Annotated in this window: 21 protein-coding genes; 16 read left to right on the forward strand and 5 right to left on the reverse strand. The window is 73.1% G+C overall.

Annotated elements, in window-relative coordinates:
* Positions 1–172 precede the first annotated feature (172 nt).
* Genes JQN72_RS00560 through JQN72_RS00570 form a run of 3 tightly spaced genes read left to right on the forward strand, consistent with a single transcriptional unit; the run spans position 173 to position 2,876 of the window.
* Positions 173–1,549 carry a cystathionine beta-synthase gene (locus tag JQN72_RS00560; protein WP_204133199.1) on the forward strand — a complete coding sequence of 459 codons (1,377 nt, stop codon included), beginning with the start codon at positions 173–175 and terminating at the stop codon, positions 1,547–1,549.
* Between the two features lie 3 nt (positions 1,550–1,552).
* On the forward strand, positions 1,553–2,353 hold the full coding sequence (locus JQN72_RS18800; RefSeq protein ID WP_204133200.1) for a CAP domain-containing protein: 801 nt from the start codon (positions 1,553–1,555) through the stop codon (positions 2,351–2,353).
* A gap of 40 nt (positions 2,354–2,393) precedes the next feature.
* Positions 2,394–2,876, forward strand: a complete 483-nt coding sequence (locus JQN72_RS00570) for a DUF1992 domain-containing protein (protein WP_204133201.1) — start codon at positions 2,394–2,396, stop codon at positions 2,874–2,876.
* Positions 2,877–2,945: 69 nt separating this feature from the next.
* Here the strand turns inward: JQN72_RS00570 and JQN72_RS00575 are convergent, their stop codons facing one another.
* A complete protein-coding gene (locus JQN72_RS00575; protein WP_204133202.1) occupies positions 2,946–3,320 on the reverse strand; it encodes a helix-turn-helix domain-containing protein in 375 nt (124 codons plus the stop codon).
* Between the two features lie 80 nt (positions 3,321–3,400).
* Here JQN72_RS00575 and JQN72_RS00580 point away from each other — a divergent pair, with 80 nt between their 5' ends.
* Positions 3,401–3,808, forward strand: coding sequence for a RidA family protein (locus JQN72_RS00580; RefSeq protein ID WP_204133203.1), 408 nt, complete (start codon positions 3,401–3,403; stop codon positions 3,806–3,808).
* Positions 3,809–3,949: 141 nt separating this feature from the next.
* The gene (locus JQN72_RS00585) at positions 3,950–5,977 is read left to right on the forward strand and encodes an NADPH-dependent 2,4-dienoyl-CoA reductase (protein WP_204133204.1); all 2,028 of its coding nucleotides are present in this window, start codon (positions 3,950–3,952) and stop codon (positions 5,975–5,977) included.
* Positions 5,978–5,988: 11 nt separating this feature from the next.
* Here the strand turns inward: JQN72_RS00585 and msrA are convergent, their stop codons facing one another.
* Complete coding sequence (msrA, locus tag JQN72_RS00590) at positions 5,989–6,684, reverse strand: peptide-methionine (S)-S-oxide reductase MsrA (RefSeq protein ID WP_204133205.1); 696 nt, start codon at positions 6,682–6,684, stop codon at positions 5,989–5,991.
* A gap of 185 nt (positions 6,685–6,869) precedes the next feature.
* On the opposite strand from msrA, the gene JQN72_RS00595 reads away from it, so the two are divergent.
* The 6 genes from JQN72_RS00595 (at position 6,870) to JQN72_RS00620 (ending at position 12,018) form a co-directional block, all read left to right on the forward strand.
* Positions 6,870–7,091, forward strand: a complete 222-nt coding sequence (locus JQN72_RS00595) for a hypothetical protein (protein ID WP_204133206.1) — start codon at positions 6,870–6,872, stop codon at positions 7,089–7,091.
* Between the two features lie 50 nt (positions 7,092–7,141).
* Complete coding sequence (locus JQN72_RS00600) at positions 7,142–7,285, forward strand: hypothetical protein (protein WP_204133207.1); 144 nt, start codon at positions 7,142–7,144, stop codon at positions 7,283–7,285.
* 49 nt (positions 7,286–7,334) lie between these two features.
* Complete coding sequence (locus JQN72_RS00605) at positions 7,335–8,513, forward strand: cystathionine gamma-synthase (protein WP_204133208.1); 1,179 nt, start codon at positions 7,335–7,337, stop codon at positions 8,511–8,513.
* Between the two features lie 106 nt (positions 8,514–8,619).
* A complete protein-coding gene (locus JQN72_RS00610; protein ID WP_204133209.1) occupies positions 8,620–9,600 on the forward strand; it encodes a 3,4-dioxygenase subunit beta in 981 nt (326 codons plus the stop codon).
* A gap of 56 nt (positions 9,601–9,656) precedes the next feature.
* The gene (locus tag JQN72_RS00615) at positions 9,657–10,970 is read left to right on the forward strand and encodes a glutamate mutase L (RefSeq protein WP_204133210.1); all 1,314 of its coding nucleotides are present in this window, start codon (positions 9,657–9,659) and stop codon (positions 10,968–10,970) included.
* Between the two features lie 28 nt (positions 10,971–10,998).
* Entirely contained in the window at positions 10,999–12,018 is a 1,020-nt protein-coding gene (locus tag JQN72_RS00620; protein ID WP_204133211.1) for a carboxylesterase, read from the forward strand.
* 24 nt (positions 12,019–12,042) lie between these two features.
* Here JQN72_RS00620 and greA read toward each other — a convergent pair whose 3' ends face one another.
* Positions 12,043–12,528 carry a transcription elongation factor GreA gene (greA, locus tag JQN72_RS00625; RefSeq protein ID WP_204133212.1) on the reverse strand — a complete coding sequence of 162 codons (486 nt, stop codon included), beginning with the start codon at positions 12,526–12,528 and terminating at the stop codon, positions 12,043–12,045.
* Positions 12,529–12,715: 187 nt separating this feature from the next.
* Positions 12,716–13,093 carry a DUF4307 domain-containing protein gene (locus JQN72_RS00630; protein WP_204133213.1) on the reverse strand — a complete coding sequence of 126 codons (378 nt, stop codon included), beginning with the start codon at positions 13,091–13,093 and terminating at the stop codon, positions 12,716–12,718.
* 92 nt (positions 13,094–13,185) lie between these two features.
* On the opposite strand from JQN72_RS00630, the gene mca reads away from it, so the two are divergent.
* Both mca and JQN72_RS00640 read left to right on the forward strand, forming a co-directional pair.
* On the forward strand, positions 13,186–14,133 hold the full coding sequence (mca, locus tag JQN72_RS00635; protein WP_204133214.1) for a mycothiol conjugate amidase Mca: 948 nt from the start codon (positions 13,186–13,188) through the stop codon (positions 14,131–14,133).
* A complete protein-coding gene (locus JQN72_RS00640) occupies positions 14,130–14,387 on the forward strand; it encodes a hypothetical protein (RefSeq protein WP_204133215.1) in 258 nt (85 codons plus the stop codon). The genes mca and JQN72_RS00640 overlap by 4 nt, the downstream gene beginning before the upstream one ends.
* A gap of 107 nt (positions 14,388–14,494) precedes the next feature.
* Here JQN72_RS00640 and JQN72_RS00645 read toward each other — a convergent pair whose 3' ends face one another.
* The gene (locus tag JQN72_RS00645; protein ID WP_204133216.1) at positions 14,495–15,211 is read right to left on the reverse strand and encodes a hemolysin III family protein; all 717 of its coding nucleotides are present in this window, start codon (positions 15,209–15,211) and stop codon (positions 14,495–14,497) included.
* 158 nt (positions 15,212–15,369) lie between these two features.
* On the opposite strand from JQN72_RS00645, the gene JQN72_RS00650 reads away from it, so the two are divergent.
* The 3 genes from JQN72_RS00650 (at position 15,370) to JQN72_RS00660 (ending at position 18,518) form a co-directional block, all read left to right on the forward strand.
* Positions 15,370–16,134 (forward strand): isoprenyl transferase, encoded by a 765-nt coding sequence (locus JQN72_RS00650; protein ID WP_204133217.1) that lies wholly within the window; start codon positions 15,370–15,372, stop codon positions 16,132–16,134.
* Between the two features lie 170 nt (positions 16,135–16,304).
* On the forward strand, positions 16,305–17,642 hold the full coding sequence (locus JQN72_RS00655) for a PhoH family protein (protein WP_204133218.1): 1,338 nt from the start codon (positions 16,305–16,307) through the stop codon (positions 17,640–17,642).
* Positions 17,643–17,777: 135 nt separating this feature from the next.
* Positions 17,778–18,518 (forward strand): hypothetical protein, encoded by a 741-nt coding sequence (locus tag JQN72_RS00660; protein ID WP_307812318.1) that lies wholly within the window; start codon positions 17,778–17,780, stop codon positions 18,516–18,518.
* Positions 18,519–18,534: the final 16 nt, after the last annotated feature.

Below are 18,534 nucleotides of genomic sequence, written 5' to 3' on the forward strand. Positions count from 1 at the left end.
CTCACCCCCGGGCTGAGGGGCCTCTTACCCCGGCAGACGGGTCTCCCACCCCCGCTGACCTGGACGGACGGGCCCGTCCGCGCCCACCGCGTCGGAGCCGGTGGTGGCCAGTGGCGGGTCCCGCGGTATTCCGTCCGTGGAATTGTTGTCAAAGCGTGACAGTATGCAGGGCGTGAAGTACGCCGAGCACATCGCCGACCTCGTCGGGGACACCCCCCTGGTGCGGCTCAGCAGCGTGACCGAGGGCATCGGGGCGACCGTCCTCGCCAAGGTCGAGTACCTCAACCCGGGCGGCTCCGTGAAGGACCGCATCGCGCTGAAGATGGTGGAGGCCGCCGAGGAGTCCGGGGAGCTCCAGCCGGGTGGTGTCATCGTCGAGCCGACCTCGGGAAACACCGGCGTCGGGCTGGCCCTCGTGGCGCAGCGCAAGGGCTACTCGTGCATCTTCGTGTGCCCCGACAAGGTCTCCGAGGACAAGCGCAACGTACTGCGCGCCTACGGAGCGGAGGTCGTCGTCTGCCCGACGGCCGTCCCCCCGGAGCACCCCGACTCCTACTACTCGGTCTCCGACCGGCTCGTCCGGGAGACGCCGAAGGCCTGGAAGCCGGACCAGTACTCCAACCCCAACGGTCCGCTCTCGCACTACGAGTCCACCGGTCCCGAGATCTGGCGCGACACCGACGGCCGGGTCACCCACTTCGTCACCGGAGCAGGCACCGGGGGCACGATCAGCGGAGCGGGCCGCTACCTGCGCGAGGTCTCGGGCGACCGCGCCTCCGGCCGGGTCCGGGTCGTCGCGGCCGACCCGGAGGGGTCGGTGTACAGCGGCGGCACCGGACGTCCGTACCTTGTCGAGGGCGTCGGCGAGGACTTCTGGCCGAGCGCCTACGACCCGGCGCAGGTCGACGACGTCGTCGCGGTGTCGGACGCCGACTCGTTCGAGATGACCCGGCGGCTCGCCCGCGAGGAGGGTCTGCTCGTCGGCGGCTCGTGCGGCATGGCGGTCGTCGCGGCACTGCGCGTGGCCCGCGACCTGCCGCACGACGCGGTGGTCGTCGTGCTCCTCCCCGACTCCGGACGCGGCTACCTCTCGAAGATCTTCAACGACGAGTGGATGCGCTCGTACGGGTTCATGCGTGCCGAGAGCGGGCGCACGGTGGGGGACCTGCTGCACGCCAAGGCCGGCGACATCCCTGCCCTGGTCCACACGCATCCCAACGAGACGCTGCGGGACGCCATCGAGATCCTCCGCGAGTACGGCGTCTCGCAGATGCCGGTCGTCAAGGCCGAGCCGCCCGTCGTCTCCGGTGAGGTCGCGGGTGCGGTCTCCGAGCGGGACCTGCTCGAGGCGCTGTTCACCGGCCAGGCACAGCTCGCCGACCCGGTCGAGCGACACATGAGCCCCGGTCTTCCGCTCGTCGGAGCGGGGGAGCCGGTCACCACGGCCCGCCACGAGCTGCAGGGCTCGGACGCCGTGCTCGTCGTCGAGGACGGCAAGCCCGTCGGCGTGCTCACCAGGGCCGACCTTCTCACAACGCAGGGAGACTGAAACGTGCTACACCGGATCGCAGCAGGAGCGTCCGTCATCATCACCCTTCTGGGGGTCGCCGCCCTCCTCGTCGTGCCCGAGTCGCCGTTCCGGCTCGGTGCGCTCGAGGCCCGCACGACCGCGAGCGCCGTCCCGGCCACGGACCGGGGCGCCCTACCGCAGACCACCCGCTCCTCCACGCCCTCGCCCACGGCGAGCGCCGCCCCCACCCTCAGCGAGTCGCCGAGCCCCACGCCCTCGACGACCCCGACCAAGGAGCGCTCGCCGAAGCCGCCGGCGACGAAGACGACGAAGACCGCGAAGAAGCGCACGACCGCGGCGCCGGCCACGAGGTCCAAGCCCAAGCGCACGCCGCGGACCACCCCGCGTCCCGACCCGACGACGGCGCCGCCGCCCCCGGTGGCGGAGGCCCCGTCCGAGGCGCGAGAGGTGCTGGACCTCACGAACGCCGAGCGGGCGAAGGCCGGGTGTGCCCCGCTGGCCTGGAGCTCGGCCCTGGCGAAGGCCGCTGGCGCGCACAGCGCCGACATGGCGCAGCACGACTACTTCTCGCACGACAGCCGGGACGGCCGCAGCTTCGCCGACCGGATCAACGCGACGGGCTACCGCTGGTCGGGGATCGCCGAGAACATCGCCGCCGGCCAGAGCACGCCGAAGTCCGTCGTCGCCGCCTGGATGAACTCCTCGGGGCACCGCGCGAACATCCTCAACTGCGGGCTCAAGGACCTCGGTGTCGGCGTCGCCCGGAGCAGCGCCACCGGGAACCGGCCGTACTGGACGCAGGACTTCGGCTCGCCGCGCTGACCCGGCACCCGGAACGGCCCCGTCGGGTGACACTGGGGCGGTGGAACGGCCGCGGTACGAGAGCCCCGTCGAGCGGGCCATCCGCGAGGCGCAGGAGCGCGGCGAGTTCGACGACCTCCCCGGCGCCGGGAAGCCGCTCGACCTCGGCGACCCGAACGACCCGATGTGGTGGGTCCGTGCCCTGGCCGAGCGGGAGCAGCTGGACTTCACCGGTGCGCTCCCGCCGGCCGTGGCGCTGCGCAAGGAGGCGGCGACCTTCCCCGGGTCCCTCGTCGGGCTGGGCAGCGAGGACTCGGTCCGGGCCGTCCTCGACGACTACAACCGCCGGGTGCGCCGGGACCGGCTGCGTCCTCCGGACCCCGGGATGCCCCAGCTGCTCGCCCCGACCGTCGACGTCGAGGACCTCGTCGAGCAGTGGCGCGCATCGCGAGCCACGACTCTTCCGCCGCCCGTCGAGCAGCCTCCGGGCGCGGAGGCTCGACGTCGCCACTGGTGGTGGCGCCGCCGGTGGCGGCGACGCTGAGCGCCGCCACCCGCGCGGCGGGGCCGGGGCAGGCTTCCTGGGCCTGGACACGCGGGGTCGGCGTGTCTCTCAGCCGAGCTCGTCGTCGTACGCGCGTCGGGCGGCGTGCACGGCGGGTCCGTGGGCGGCGGCCCAGGCGGTCAGCGCCTCCACGGGAGTGCGCAGGGTCTTGCCGAGCGCTGTGATGCTGTACTCGACCGCCACCGGTCGCGTGGAGACCACCTCGCGAGCGACGATGCCGTTGCGCTCGAGCCGGCGGAGCGTGGCGCTCAGCGACTTCGGGGACACCGCGGGGATCGCCCGACGGATGTCCCCCCACCGGTGCGGGGCGTCGCACAGATGGGCGAGGACCTCTAGGGACCACGCGTCGAGGACCTGGTCGAGCAGAGCCCGGTGCGGGGCGTCGACCTCGAGCGGGAGGTGGGTGTGGTCGGTATCCGGCACGAGACCTAGTCTCGTTGAAGTGACGTTCGTCTACCAGGTATAGATCGGGTACCACTACCCGCAACCACCTGGAGCCTCGGATGAGCGTCACCCTCCTGTCCCCGCACGGGCTCATGCAGCCCGTGCCGTACCATCACGTCGCCGTCGCTACGGGCTCGCGCCACGTCCACGTCGCGGGCCAGGTCGCCCGGGACCCCGGCGGGCGCACGCTCGCACCGGACCTGCGGGGCCAGGTCGCCCACGCGCTGCGCAACACGGCCCGCGGTCTGGCCGGCGCGGAGGCCGGGTTCGCGGACGTCGTCCGCCTCACCTTCTACGTCACGCGGTGGTCCCCGGATCAGGTCGGCGACCTCCTGGCCGGGGTCGCCGACGTCGCCGAGGAGCTGGCGATGCCGCACCCGATGCCGCCCGCCTCGCTGGTCGGCGTCGAGCACCTCTTCGAGCCGGACGTCCGGGTGGAGGTGGAGGCGACGGCGGTGGTCGACTGACCTCGCGGCGCCCGCGGGGTGACGCCGGGGACCGGGCATCCGGACGGACCGACCCGCGGGTAACATCCGGGGACGCGACGCCGCTGGTGGCGTCGCGTCCCCGGCGCCGGCGCGCCTGGGGCGCCGGACGAGGAAGGCCCGATGAGCGACTACTCTCGCCTGCTCAGCCCGCTGGACCTCGGGCACGTGACGCTGCCCAACCGGGTCGTCATGGGTTCGATGCACACCGGTCTGGAGGACCGCGCCGAGGACTTCCCGAAGCTGGCCGCCTACCTCGCCGAGCGGGCGCGCGGCGGTGCGGGGCTCATCATCACAGGGGGGTTCGCCCCGAACCTGCGCGGAACGCTCTACCCCGGGGCGTCCAAGCTCACTGCGCGACGTGAGCTGCCCCGGCACCGGCTCGTCACCGACGCGGTGCACGACGCCGGCGGGCGCATCGCCCTGCAGCTGCTCCACGCCGGGCGCTACGCCTACACGCCCTGGTGTGCGGCGCCGTCGGCGATCAAGAGCCCGATCAGCAGGTTCCGTCCCCGAGCGCTCACCGACCGTGGGGTCCGCCGCCAGATCCGTGCCTTCGCGCGGGCGGCCGGACTGGCCCGCGAGGCCGGCTACGACGGCGTGGAGGTCATGGGCTCCGAGGGCTACCTGGTCAACGAGTTCCTCGCGCCGCGGACGAACCACCGCACCGACGACTGGGGCGGATCACCGGAGAACCGGCGCCGGTTCGCGGTCGAGGTCGTCCGGGCGGTCCGCGCGGCGGCCGGCCCCGACTTCGTCCTCGTCTACCGGATCTCCGTGCTCGACCTCGTCGAGGACGGCCAGACCTGGGACGAGGTGACCGCGCTGGCCCGCGAGGTCGAGGACGCCGGTGCGAGCATCCTCAACCTCGGCATCGGCTGGCACGAGGCCCGGATCCCGACCATCGTGACCTCGGTGCCCCGGGCGGCGTTCACCGAGTACGCGGCCCGGCTGCGCGAGCACGTCTCCCTCCCCGTCGTCGCGACGAACCGGATCAACACGCCGGAGGTCGCCGAGGAGGTGCTCGCCTCCGGCGCCGACCTCGTCTCGCTGGCGCGTCCGTTCCTCGCCGACCCCGACTTCGTCCGCAAGGCCGCCGAGGGCCGCAGCGACGAGATCAACACGTGCATCGCCTGCAACCAGGCGTGCCTGGACCACACGTTCTCGAAGCAGCGTGCTTCCTGCATGGTCAACCCACGGGCCGGTCACGAGACCGAGCTCGTCATCGGCACCGCGCCGGTGCGACGGCGGGTGGCGGTCGTCGGCGGCGGGCCCGCCGGCATGGCGGCCGCGGTCACGCTGGCCGAACGCGGGCACGACGTCCGGCTCCTCGAGGGGCGCGACCACCTGGGCGGCCAGTTCGACATCGCGATGCGCATCCCGGGCAAGGAGGAGTTCGCCGAGACCATCCGCTACTTCACCCGGCGGCTCGAGGTGCTGGGGGTCGACGTACGGCTCTCCACGTGGGCGGATGCCGCGTCGCTCGCGGCCGAGGGCGTCGAGGAGGTCGTCGTCGCCACCGGGGTCGAGCCGAGGGTGCCGGACATCCCGGGCATCGACCACCCCTCCGTCATGACCTACGCCGAGCTCGTCCGCGGGGAGCGCGAGCCGGGACGACGCGTCGCCGTCATCGGGGCCGGGGGCATCGGGGTCGACGTCTGCGAGCTCCTCACGACCGGCCGGTCGCCGACGCTCGACGTCGACGCGTGGCGTCACGAGTGGGGGGTCGGCGACCCCGACGCGACCCGTGGGGGTGTGGTGCCCGCGGTGCCGGAGCCCAGCCCCCGGGAGGTCGTCCTGCTCCAGCGGAAGGCGACCCCCATCGGCAAGGGCCTCGGGAAGACCACCGGCTGGGTGCACCGCGCGTCGCTGAGGGCGAAGGGGGTCGAGCAGGTGACCGGCGTCGCCGAGTACGAGCGCATCGACGACGACGGCCTGCACGTCCGGCTCGGCGAGGCCGGGGCGCAGCGACGCACCGTCGCCTGCGACACGGTCGTCGTGTGCGCGGGCCAGGAGTCGCTCCGCACCGTCGCCGACGAGCTCGCCGACGGCGGGATGACCGTGCACGTGGTGGGTGGTGCGGACGTCGCGGCCGAGCTCGACGCCAAACGCGCCATTCGTCAGGGCACCGAGGTGGCCGCCCGTATCTGACGGCCGCGTCGTCAGTCGGGCGGCGCGACGTCCGTCTGCGCCGGCAGGTTCGCGACGCCGACGGGGCAGGTGAGCCCGTTGGGGCCGTGGTTGCAGTACCCGCCCGGGTTCTTGTGCAGGTACTGCTGGTGGTAGTCCTCCGCGTAGTAGAACTCGCCCGCCTGCTCCGCCGGTGCGATGGTCGTCGTGATGTCGCCGCGTCCCGCGTCGGTGAGGACCCGCTGGAACGCGTCCCGCGTGGCCTGGGCCGCTGCGGCCTGCGCCTCGGTGGTCGTGAAGACCACCGACCGGTAGGCGGTGCCGATGTCGTTGCCCTGGCGGTTGCCCTGCGTGGGGTCGTGGTTCTCCCAGAACGCCTTGAGCAGCAGCTCGGGGGAGGTCTGCTGCGGGTCGTAGGCGACCAAGACCGTCTCGGCGTGCCCGGTGCGCCCGGTGCACGTCTCCTCGTAGGTGGGGTTCGGCGTGAGGCCGCCCATGTAGCCGGCGGCGGTCGTGACGACCCCGGGGAGCGTCCAGAAGATGCGCTCGACGCCCCAGAAGCAGCCCATCCCGACGTACAGGACCTCGGTGCCGTCCGGCCAGGGGCCTTCGAGCGGGGTCCCGAGCACGGCATGGGTGTCGGGGACGGGGAAGGGCCGCGTGCTGCGCCCGGGCAGGGCGTCCTCGCGGCTCGGGAGGGTGGTCTTGGCGCGCGATCCGAAGAGCATGACCAGTGCAACAGCGACACATGGTGGTGTCATCCCCACCGGCTGAACGGGGATGCCGGGTCGTCCGTTCGGACGCGAGTAAAGCCCAGGTCTAGTCAAAGTAAAGAAATCGAAAAGAATCGATGCCACGAGGCTTGTCCATCGTTGTCATCCACCGTTCCCGGCGGTGGACCGGAAGAAGGCCCATGCGCACACTGAAGCGGCGAGAGCTCCTCGGGGGTGTGGTGTGGAGCGTGCCGGTCGTGGTCGTCGGGGCCCCCGCGGCCCAGGCGGCGTGCTCGGGTCCGGTGACGACGCACACCCCGGACCTCGCCACCGCGCGCAGTGCCACGACGAGCGCCCCCAACGGCCACACCCGCTCGACCCGGACCTCTCGCAAGGCGTCGCGTCGTTCACCGCCACGCTGACCCTGAGGACGGCCCTGCTCCCGGGGCGGAGCGCCGAGCAGTCCTGGGCCGTGGAGACCGAGACCGGAAAGGGGGCCACGGCCCTGTACCTGACGACGACGCTCGTGCAGTACAGCACCACGTCGTGCGGTGAGACGAGCCAGACCGGCCAGCGCACCCTCGGGCCCGTCGAGTGGGGCGCGAACGCGACGTGACGTCCGGCCGGTTCGAGACGATGCGCGCGGCGGTCCTACGCTCGGAGGCATGACGACTCCGACCCCCGGCTTCTCCACCCGCGCCATCCACGCCGGACAGGACCCCGACCCCACGACGGGTGCGGTCGTCCCCCCGATCCACCAGGTCAGCACGTACAAGCAGGACGGGGTCGGCGGGCTCCGGGGCGGGTACGAGTACTCCCGCTCGGCGAACCCCACCCGGACGGCTCTCGAGGAGTGCGTCGCCGCGCTCGAGGGCGGCGAGCGTGGGCTGGCCTTCGCCAGCGGGCTCGCCGGCGAGGACGCCGTCCTGCGGGCCCTGCTGCGTCCTGGAGACCACGTCGTCGTCCCGTCCGACGCCTACGGCGGCACCTACCGGCTGTTCAAGAGGGTGCTCGAGCCCTGGGGTGCCGGTCACTCCGTCGCGGCGGTGGCGGACGTCGACGCGGTCCGCGCCGCGATCCGCCCCCAGACCCGCATCGTCTGGGTCGAGACGCCCACGAACCCGCTGCTGGGCATCGCCGACATCGAGGCGATCGCAGAGGTGGCGCACGCCGCGGGTGCGCTGCTCGTCGTCGACAACACCTTCGCCTCGCCCTACCTCCAGAGCCCGGTTGCCCTCGGCGCCGACGTCGTCGTCCACTCCACGACCAAGTACTGCGGCGGGCACAGCGACGTCGTCGGGGGAGCGGTCGTCGTCGCGCCGGGCGTCACGACCCACGACGGGGAGTCCGTCGCCGAGCGCATCGCCTTCCACCAGAACGCCATGGGTGGGGTCGCAGGCCCGTTCGACGCCTGGCTCGTGCTCCGCGGGCTGAAGACCCTCGCGGTGCGGATGGAGCGGCACTGCGACAACGCCGAGACCGTCGTCGACATGCTGTCCGCGCACCCCGGGGTCACCGCCGTGCACTACCCCGGCCTGCCGGACCACCCGAACCACGACGTCGCCGCCCGTCAGATGCGCCGGTTCGGCGGGATGGTCTCCTTCCGGGTGCGAGGTGGTGAGGATGTCGCCGCGAAGGTCTGCGCCGAGACGCAGGTGTGGACCCTCGGCGAGTCGCTCGGCGGGGTCGAGTCGCTCATCGAGCACCCGGCACGGATGACGCACGCCTCCGTGGCCGGCACCGAGCTCGAGGTGCCCGGCGACCTCGTCCGGCTGTCCGTCGGGATCGAGGACGTCACGGACCTCGTCGCCGACCTGCGCACCGTCCTGGACCGCCTCACCTGAGGCCCGGCCTGGCCCCCGGTCACAGGAGGCGCACAGGAGAGCCACACGGCGCTGACCGGCGCCCTTCCTACCGTCGAGGCATCGAGACCACGACCCGGAGGACATCATGAGCTCCAGCCAGACCGACCGCCCGACGTACGAGGGGCGCGTGCTGCCCCGGCCCGAGGACGAGGTCGTCGACCAGGGCCTCGCCTTCGACCTCGGCACCCTCTTCGACCGCCGCCGCGCGCTCCAGGTGCTGGGGATCGGCGTCGCCGGTGGGGCGCTCGCCGCCTGTGGGAGCGGCTCGTCCTCCTCCGGCTCCTCCGCTTCCGCCTCGGGCGGCTCGTCGGCCACCTCGTCGAGCAGCGCGAGTGCCGACGGCGACCTCACCGAGATCCCGGACGAGACCGCCGGCCCCTACCCGGGTGACGGCTCGAACGGCGCCGACGTGCTCGAGCAGAGCGGCGTCGTCCGCCAGGACATCACGAGCAGCTTCGGCGACTCGACGACCACGGCCCCCGGCATCCCCATGGAGCTGCAGCTGACCGTCCTCGACATCCGGGGCGGCGGTGCCCCGATGGCCGGCGCGGCGGTCTACGTGTGGCAGTGTGACGCCCTCGGGCAGTACTCGATGTACACCGAGGCGGTCCAGGACGAGAACTACCTGCGTGGTGTACAGGTCACCGACGAGTCGGGGGTCGTGACGTTCGCGAGCCTCTTCCCGGGCTGCTACGCGGGCCGGTGGCCGCACATCCACTTCGAGGTCTACCCGGACGAGGCGAGCATCAGCGACGCCTCGAACGCCATCTGCACCTCGCAGGTCGCGCTGCCGCAGAACGCCTGTGACACCGTGTACGCCCTGGACGCCTACACCGGCTCGGCCGAGAACCTCTCCCGGCTGACCCTCGCCACCGACAACGTCTTCGGTGACGACGGCGGCGTGCACCAGCTCGCGACGGTCAGCGGCGACACCTCCGGGTACACCGTCGCGCTCACCGTCCCGATCGACACCTCGACCGAGCCGACAGGCGGTAGCGCCCCGACGGGGGGTGGCGGCCCGGGCGGCGGCGGTGGTCAGCCTCCCGCGCCGCCCACGAACGGCTGACCCGGACGGCCCGTCCTCGTCGCCGGCCCCGGCCACCCGCTCACTAGAGTGCGCGGGTGGCCGCGGTCCTGTGCGTCGACGTCGGGTCGACCTTCACCAAGGGGCTGCTCGTCGGGGACGACGGCGCGGTCCTCGCCCGGGCCTCGCACCCGACGACCCGGACGACGGACGTCATGGACGGCGTCGACGCCGTCCGCGCCGAGCTGGCCGCGGTCCACGACCCGGAGCGCACGGTGCTGTGCTCCAGCGCCGGCGGCGGGCTGCGGCTCGCGGTGGTGGGGTACGAGCGCGCCGTCACCACCGAGGCGGGCTACCGGGTCGGGCTGTCGGCCGGCACGCGGGTCGTCCACGTCGCCGCCGGGCCGCTCGGAGGGCCCGACGTCGCGGCGCTGCGCGCGGCACGCCCCGACGTCGTGCTTCTCGTCGGCGGGACCGACGGTGGCAACGCCGACGTCCTCGTGCACAACGCGCGCCGCCTCGCGAGGGCGCGGATGCGCGCTCCGGTCGTCGTCGCCGGCAACGCCGACGCCGCCGGCCAGGTGGTGGCCGAGCTCGGGTCCACCGCGCGCCGGCACGTCGTCGCGGCCAACGTCCTGCCCCGGATCGGCGAGATCGCGCCGTCCGGCGCCCGCGGCGCCATCCGCCGGGTCTTCCTCGAGCACGTCATCGGCGGCAAGGGCCTCTCGCGGGGACGCGGCTTCGCGGGTCTGGTCCGTGCCGCGACCCCGGACGCGGTGCTGCGCGGCGTCGAGGTGCTCGCCGAGGTGGCCGGAACGGACGTCCTCGTCATCGACGTCGGAGGCGCCACGACCGACGTCTACTCGGTCCTCGGGCCGCAGGGCGAGGACGCCTCGATCCGCCGGGAGGTCGTGGGCACGCTGTGGCACGCGCGCACCGTCGAGGCCGACCTCGGGATGCGCTGGACCGCCGAGGGCGTGGTGGAGGCCGCGGACCGCGAGCGCCTGGACCTCACCTCGACGGCACGGGCACACGCCGGCCGGGTCACGGCCGATCCGGGGCGCCTCGCGAGGACCCCGGAGGAGTGGGACGCCGAGGAGACGCTCGCGACGACCGCGGTCCGGGTGGCGCTGCGCCGGCACGGACGGCCGGCGCCGGGGGAGCGGCCGCGCCCCCTCGCGGACGTCGGGCTCGTCGTCGGCTCCGGCGGCGTGCTCCGCCATGCGGCGCCGCAGCTCGCCGACCGGGTGCTCGCGGCCGCCCTCGCCGACCACGGGGGTGGCTGGCGGGTCCCGGACCGGGCGCGCACGACCGTCGACCGCGACTACGTCCTCGCCGCGGTGGGCCTCCTCGCCGACGAGGACCCCGCTCTCGCCGCGGCCCTCGCCGGACGCCTCGTCCCCTGGCAGTGACCGCGCGCCGCGGATAGCCTTGGCGGGCATGACGACCGGGGACGGCGACCCCGAACAGCGACGACGCACCGGCAGGGTGCGCACCGTCGCCCGATGGGCCGGGCGCGGGCTGCTCGTCCTCGTCGTGCTGGTCCTCGTCGTCGCGAGCATCCCCGTCCCGCTCGGCGACCTGCACGACGCGCCGGCCGACCCCGCCACGACCTACGCGCAGGCCGAGGAGAAGTTCACCGAGTGGGCCGCGGACGAGACCGCCCTGGACGTCTTCGAGCCGTGCCGCAGCGGCCTCTACGGGACGGGCGAGCGCACCGAGGTCGCCGTCGTCCTCTTCCACGGCCTGACGAACTGCCCGCGGCAGTTCCGCGAGATCGCCGAGCAGCTGCGCTCCGAGGGGAAGAACGTCGTCGTGCTCCGGGCGCCGGAGCACGGGCGGGCCACCCCCGACGGCCGCCGGATCGGGGACGTCTCGTTCGCCGGCGCCTTCACCGCCGAGGAGATCAGGGACTGGTCGGCCGCGTCGGTCGACATCGCGGCAGGGCTCGGCGACCGGGTGCACGTGCTCGGCCTGTCCATGGGCGGGGTGGCGGCGGCCTGGACCGCCCAGCACCGCGAGGTGGACAAGGCGGTGCTCGTCGCGCCGGCGATGACGCTGCACGGGATGCCGGGGATCGTCGACTGGTGGTTCCCCAACCTCTTCACCCGGCTGCCGCACTTCGTCATCCACACCGACCCGACGCTGGACCACTCGTACGCGGGTGAGTCCCCCGCAGGTGCCGCGGAGATGTTCCGGATGGCCCGCGAGGTGCGGCGGGAGGCCGACGACCGCGCCCCGCTGACGACGACGATCACGGTCGTCACCAACGAGGCGGACGAGCAGGTGGACAACCGCGACATCGCCCGGCTCGTGGAGCACTGGCGTGCGCACGGGGCGCAGGTGGACACCGAGTCGTTCCCGGCCGACCTCGACCTGCCGCACGACGTGGTGGACGTCGGGCAGCGGGAAGGGCGGACCGACGTCACCTACCCCGTGCTGCTCGCGGCCGTCCGGTGAGCCGGCGCCGGGGGAGGCCCCGGCTCAGCCGGTGTACGGCGTGGCCGAGACGATCTTGACCTCGACCTGCGAGCCGTTGGGGGCCTCGTAGGACACCGTGTCGCCGACCTTGTGGCCGTTCACCGCGTCGCCGATCGGCGACTTCTCGGAGAACACCTGCATCGAGGAGTCGGTGATCTCGCGGGAGCCGAGGAGGAACTGCTCCTCGTCGCCGAACATCTCGACGGTGACGACCATCCCGGACTCGACGACGCCGTCGTCCTTGGGGGTCTCGCCGATGATGGCGTTCTCGAGGAGCTGGGTGAGCTGGCGGATGCGGGCCTCCATCTTGCCCTGCTCCTCCTTGGCGGCGTGGTAGCCGCCGTTCTCGCGGAGGTCGCCCTCCTCCCGGGCCGCCTCGATGCGCTTGGCGATCTCGACGCGCCCCGGGCCGGAGAGCTCCTCGAGCTCGGTCTTGAGACGGTCGTAGGCCGCCTGGGTCAGGTAGCTCTGGCTGGTCGTCTCGGTCACGGCTGGTTCAACTCCTGCGGGTGCATTGGGGCGCCGGACCCTCGCGGGGTGGCGCCGAGGGTGCTACGGCAACGGGCCCGGGCCGACGGCTGGTGCTCAGCCTCTCGTCGGACCCAGACCCGAACGTGAAGACGACAGTCTACCAACCGGGTGCCCGGGAGGCACATCCGCGCGGCCCGACGGCGGCTCAGGGCGCTGCGGGACGCCGCACGCACGACTCGACGACGCCGGTGACGGCCCGGGCGCTGGTGCGGACCACCACGCTGCGGTGGACCACCGAGGGGCCGTCGCCCGGCACCGAGTCCTCGACCGTGCCGACCCGACCCTTGCGGGCGTCGAGCCCGCTCACCCGGCAGAGGACGGCCGTCCCCTCCGGGCGGACGAGGTCGTACTCGACCCGCACCGACGAGTCCGACTCGACGCGGTACCCCGTGACCTGGGGACGGACCTGGCCGGAGGTCGACGCCCAGCCGTACCAGACCACCGCGAGCACCGCGAGGGCGACCGCGGCCAGCCCGGCGAGGCGCGTCCGGCCCGCGCGGCTGCGGAGGTCGAGCGGAGGCACGGCGGCTCCTGGACGGTGGGTGGGTGGTGAGAGAGGATGGGACGTCCCCATTCTCGGGCCTGGCCCGACACGACGACACCGAAGGGTCCCCCATGTCCGAACGGCTCCGGCTCATGTGCGTGCACGCGCACCCGGACGACGAGTCGAGCAAGGGCGCAGCGACGATGGCGAAGTACGTCGACGCCGGCCACGAGGTCCTCGTCGTGTCCTGCACGGGCGGTGAGCGGGGCGACATCCTCAACCCGCGGCTCCAGGACGACGTCCACATCCTGCGCGACCTCGCCCAGGTCCGCCGTGACGAGATGGCCCGGGCCCGGGACATCCTCGGCGTCCGGCACTCCTGGCTGGGCTTCGTCGACTCCGGGCTGCCCGAGGGCGACCCGCTGCCGCCCCTGCCCGACGGCTGCTTCGCCCTCGAGCCGCTCGAGGTCACCACCGAGGCGCTCGTGCGTGAGGTCCGCCGCTTCCGTCCGCACGTCATGACGACGTACGACGAGAACGGCGGCTACCCCCATCCGGACCACATCATGTGCCACGACGTCTCGATGGCGGCGTTCGACGCCGCCGGAGACGCCGGCCGCTTCCCCGACGCCGGGGCCCCCTGGCAGCCCTTGAAGATCTACTACAACCAGACCTTCAACCGCGCCCGGATCACGGCCTTCGACCGCGCCCTCGTCGAGCTCGGCGAGGAGAGCCCGTACGCCGAGTGGCTCGAGCGATGGGACCGCCAGGGCATCGCCGACCGGGTGGTCACGACCCGCGTCCCCTGCGCCGAGTGGTTCGACCGCCGCGACGCCGCGCTGCTCGCGCACGCCACGCAGGTCGACCCGGAGGGCAACTTCTTCCGGGTGTCCCGCGAGGTGCAGCAGCGCGTGTGGCCGGTCGAGGAGTACGAGGCCGCCGCGTCGTACGTGCCCATCGCCGAGGGTGAGGACGACCTCTTCGCCGGGCTCCCCACCGAGGTCGCCGAGGCCGACGCGATGGCCACCTCCGACGGGCTGCGGCTCGTCCACGACACCCGCGCGGAGCGTGCCGCGTGACCGACACCGTGCCCGCGCTGCCGGGCTTCCTCGCGTTCGTGGCCTTCACCTTCCTCGCGCTCGCCCTGTGGCTCCTCATGCGCAACATGAACGAGCGGATGCGTCGGATGTCCTACCGGCAGCAGCGCGCGCACCGCGGCAGGAACGACCCCCAGGCGGGCCCCGACGACGTCTGGGACGACGCCGACGGCGGTGGCGGTACCGGGGGCTCCGCCGCGGGCTCCTCCGACGGTGACGGCGGTGGAGGCGACTGACGCGTCGAGCAACGTGACGGTGGGACCGGCGAGCGACGACATGCCGGGGGACATGGCGGATGCCCGTGAGCGGGGCGGTCGGTCGACGGTGCCGGCGGGCCGGGTGGTCAGGCCGCGGTGCCGGTGAGGGCCAGCGAGGCCGCCACGACGTGCGCCCCGAACGCGAGGATCGTCAGCGTGTGGAACACCTCGTGGAAGCCGAACCAGCGCGGTGAGATGTTCGGCCGCTTCGTGCCGTAGACGACCGCGCCCAGGCTGTAGAGCACCCCGCCGAGCACCACCCAGGCCATGACCGCGCCGCCCGCGTGCTCGAGCAGCGGGCCGAAGTAGAAGACCGCGACCCAGCCGAGCATCACGTAGACCGGCACGTAGAGCCAGCGGGGGGCGCCCGCCCACAGGACCCGGAAGAGGACCCCGGCGACCGCACCCGTCCAGACGACGAGGAGGAGGGTGCGGGCCTGGCCGGTGGGCAGGAGGAGTGCGAAGGGCGTGTAGCTGCCGGCGATGATGAGGAAGATGTTCGAGTGGTCCAGGCGCCGCAGGACGTCGGCGACGCGCGGCGACCACGTGCCGCGGTGGTAGACGGCCGACGTGCCGAAGAGGAGCACGGCGGTCCCGGCGAAGACGGCGGCGGAGACCTTGGCCGAGGTCGTGCTCGCCAGCACGACGAGGAGCACCCCGGCGGCAAGGGCGACGGGGGTCATCCCGGCGTGCAGCCAACCACGCAGCCGCGGCTTGACCTGGGCGATGGCGGCCTCGACCCGGGTCTCGAGGGCATCGAGCGCGCCGGGGTCGGGCGTCGGTGTGCGGTCGCTGTCCTCCATGCCGCCACACTAACCTACGCGAGCGTAGGTTCGGGACGGCTCCGGCCTCTCCACAGGATCTCCACAGCGCGTCCGCGGCCCCCTCACGGGCCGCGGAGTAGTTTTGGACCGGCGCCGGAACGGCCGGCGGACGGACAGTGACGACGGGAGGCCAGGGGGTGCGGCGACTCTCGGACGTCCTGTACGCCACGTACGCCCGCCGGCTCACCCGTCAGCTCGGGTCGGCGCCGCTCCCGCGTCACGTCGGCGTCCTCGTGGACGGCAACCGGCGGTGGGCCAAGCTGCGCGGCGCAGGCACCGAGGAGGGGCACCGCGCCGGGGCCGACAACATCGCCAACCTCCTCACCTGGTGCGACGAGGTCGGGGTGGAGGTCGTCACGCTCTGGCTGCTCTCCACGGACAACCTCAACCGTCCCGAACGCGAGCTGCGGCCGCTGCTCGGCATCATCGAGGACGTCGTCGACTCCGTGGCAGCCACCGGCCGGTGGCGGGTGAACCCCTTCGGGGCGCTCGACCTCCTGCCCGCGGCGACGACCGAGCGGCTCAAGGCAGCGGCCGAGCGGACCGGCGAGGTCGACGGCATGCTCGTCAACGTCGCGGTGGGTTACGGGGGGCGTCGGGAGATCGCGGACGCCGTGCGCAGCCTGCTGCACGAGCACGCCACGAAGGGCACGAGCATCGAGGAGCTCGCCGAGGTCATCGACGTCGAGCACATCGCCGAGCACCTGTACACCAAGGGCCAGCCCGACCCGGACCTCGTCATCCGTACCTCCGGCGAGCAGCGCCTCTCGGGCTTCCTGCTGTGGCAGAGCGCGCACAGCGAGTTCTACTTCTGCGAGGCGTTCTGGCCCGACTTCCGGAAGGTCGACTTCCTCCGCGCGCTGCGGGCCTACGGGGAACGTCACCGCCGGTACGGCGCCTGACGACGGCCGGACGGCCATCCGGTGACGAACGGGTGATATTTCGGCACATGGGCCACATCCGTCACACGTTTCACAGGCGACCCGACACGCCGGGGTCCGCTTGTCCCGATCGGGCATCGACGGAGTCGTAGCGTCGAGCCACCGGCAGCACCTCGTCCTCAGGAGCGGCAATGGCCTCGACCACGCGCACGACAGACGGTACGACCTCGGGGAAGGAGCCGTGTCGCACGTTCGTCCTGGACACCTCGGTCCTGCTGTCCGACCCGAAGGCGATGCACCGGTTCGCCGAGCACGAGGTCGTCCTCCCGGTCGTCGTCGTCACCGAGCTCGAGGCCAAGCGTCACCACCCCGAGCTCGGCTACTTCGCCCGCCAGGCGCTACGGATGCTCGACGACCTCCGGGTCAGCGCCGGCCGCCTCGACGCCCCGGTCCCGATCGGTGACGACGGCGGCTCGCTGCGCGTCGAGCTCAACCACACCGACCCCACCTCGCTGCCGGCGGGCTTCCGCCTCGGCGACAACGACACCCGCATCCTCGCGGTGGCGCGCAACCTCGCCAACGAGGGGAGCACCGTCACCGTCGTCTCGAAGGACCTGCCCATGCGGGTCAAGGCGTCGGCCTGCGGCCTGGACGCCGAGGAGTACCGCGCCGAGCTCGCGGTCGAGTCCGGCTGGACGGGCATGGCCGAGGTCGAGGTCACGACCGAGGAGATGGACCACCTCTACGAGTACGGCCGTCTCGAGCACGTCCCCGCGGCCGAGCTGCCCTGCCACACCGGCCTGAAGCTCATCTCGCCGCGCGGGTCCGGGCTCGGCCGGGTCGGGCCGGACAAGCAGGTCCGCCTCGTGCGCGGCGACCGCGACGCGTTCGGCCTGCACGGCCGCAGCGCCGAGCAGCGCATCGCGCTCGACCTCCTCCTGGACCCCGACGTCGGGATCGTCAGCCTCGGCGGACGCGCGGGCACCGGCAAGTCCGCGCTCGCCCTGTGCGCCGGGCTCGAGGCGGTCATGGAGCGGCGCCAGCAGCGCAAGGTCGTCGTCTTCCGGCCGCTCTACGCCGTCGGCGGCCAGGAGCTCGGCTACCTGCCGGGCACCGAGGCCGAGAAGATGAACCCGTGGGGGCAGGCGGTGTTCGACACCCTCTCGGCCCTCGTCTCGCGAGAGGTCGTCGAGGAGGTCCTGGACCGCGGGATGCTCGAGGTCCTGCCGCTCACGCACATCCGCGGCCGCAGCCTGCACGACGCGTTCGTCGTCGTGGACGAGGCGCAGAGCCTGGAGCGCAACGTCCTCCTCACCGTGCTCTCGCGTATCGGGCAGAACTCCAAGGTCGTCCTCACCCACGACGTCGCCCAGCGGGACAACCTGCGGGTCGGGCGGCACGACGGTGTCGTCGCGGTCGTCGAGGCGCTCAAGGGACATCCGCTGTTCGCGCACGTGACCCTCACCCGGTCCGAGCGCAGCCCGATCGCCGCGCTGGTCACCGACCTGCTGGAGGGTATCGAGGTCTGACCTGGGGCGATGTGGCCGGAACCTGAGCGTCCGTTCAGGTCTGCGTTTAGACTCCTCGCCAGATCCCCCTACAGTAAGGTCTCGATTCCATAACGCCCTCGGGTCATCCCCCTCTCGCCTCGAGGGCCCTCCGTCGTGAAAGGTCGCTCCCGCACGCTCATGGCTCGCTACACACCCCGCCACGCCCCGAGACACGCCGCTCCCCGGCGTTCGCTCGGGCGCTCGGTCGGCCGCCCCGTCGTGACGACGGGTGTCCTCGCGGCGGTCGTGAGTGGCGGTGTGGCCGCGGCCAGCGCGTTCCAGGGTGACGCCGCGAGCGCGGAGCCGCTGACCCTCGCGATCGACGCCACCACGACGACGACCTCCACGGAGGAGTCGAAGCGCGCGAGCGCCGACTCCGCCCGGGTCGCGTCCGACCGCTCCGGCGCCAACGCGCAGCGCTCGGTCGCCGCCGCGAAGGCCGCCGAGGAGGAGCGCGCCCGGGCCGCCGCGCTGGCCAAGAAGCGCCGCGAGGCCGAGGAGCGGGCCGCCCGCGCCGCGGAGCGTGAGCGCATCCTCGCCAACGCGCAGCAGGACCCCAAGTCGGTGGCACGGCTGCTCCTGCCGGAGTACGGCTTCAGCGAGGCGCAGTGGCCCTGCCTGGACCAGCTGTGGATCGGCGAGAGCGACTGGCGCTGGTTCGCCGAGAACCCGTCCTCCGGCGCGTACGGCATCCCGCAGTCCTTGCCCGCGTCCAAGATGGCCACCGCGGGCAGCGACTGGCGGACCAACCCGGCCACCCAGATCCGGTGGGGCCTCGACTACATCCGGAGCTCGTACGGCACTCCGTGCAACGCCCTCGACCAGTGGCAGGCGCGCTCCCCCCACTGGTACTGAGCCACACCCGGGCGGG

This window comes from Phycicoccus sp. CSK15P-2, from assembly GCF_016888005.1.
In the GTDB taxonomy this organism is placed as follows: Bacteria; Actinomycetota; Actinomycetes; order Actinomycetales; family Dermatophilaceae; genus Phycicoccus.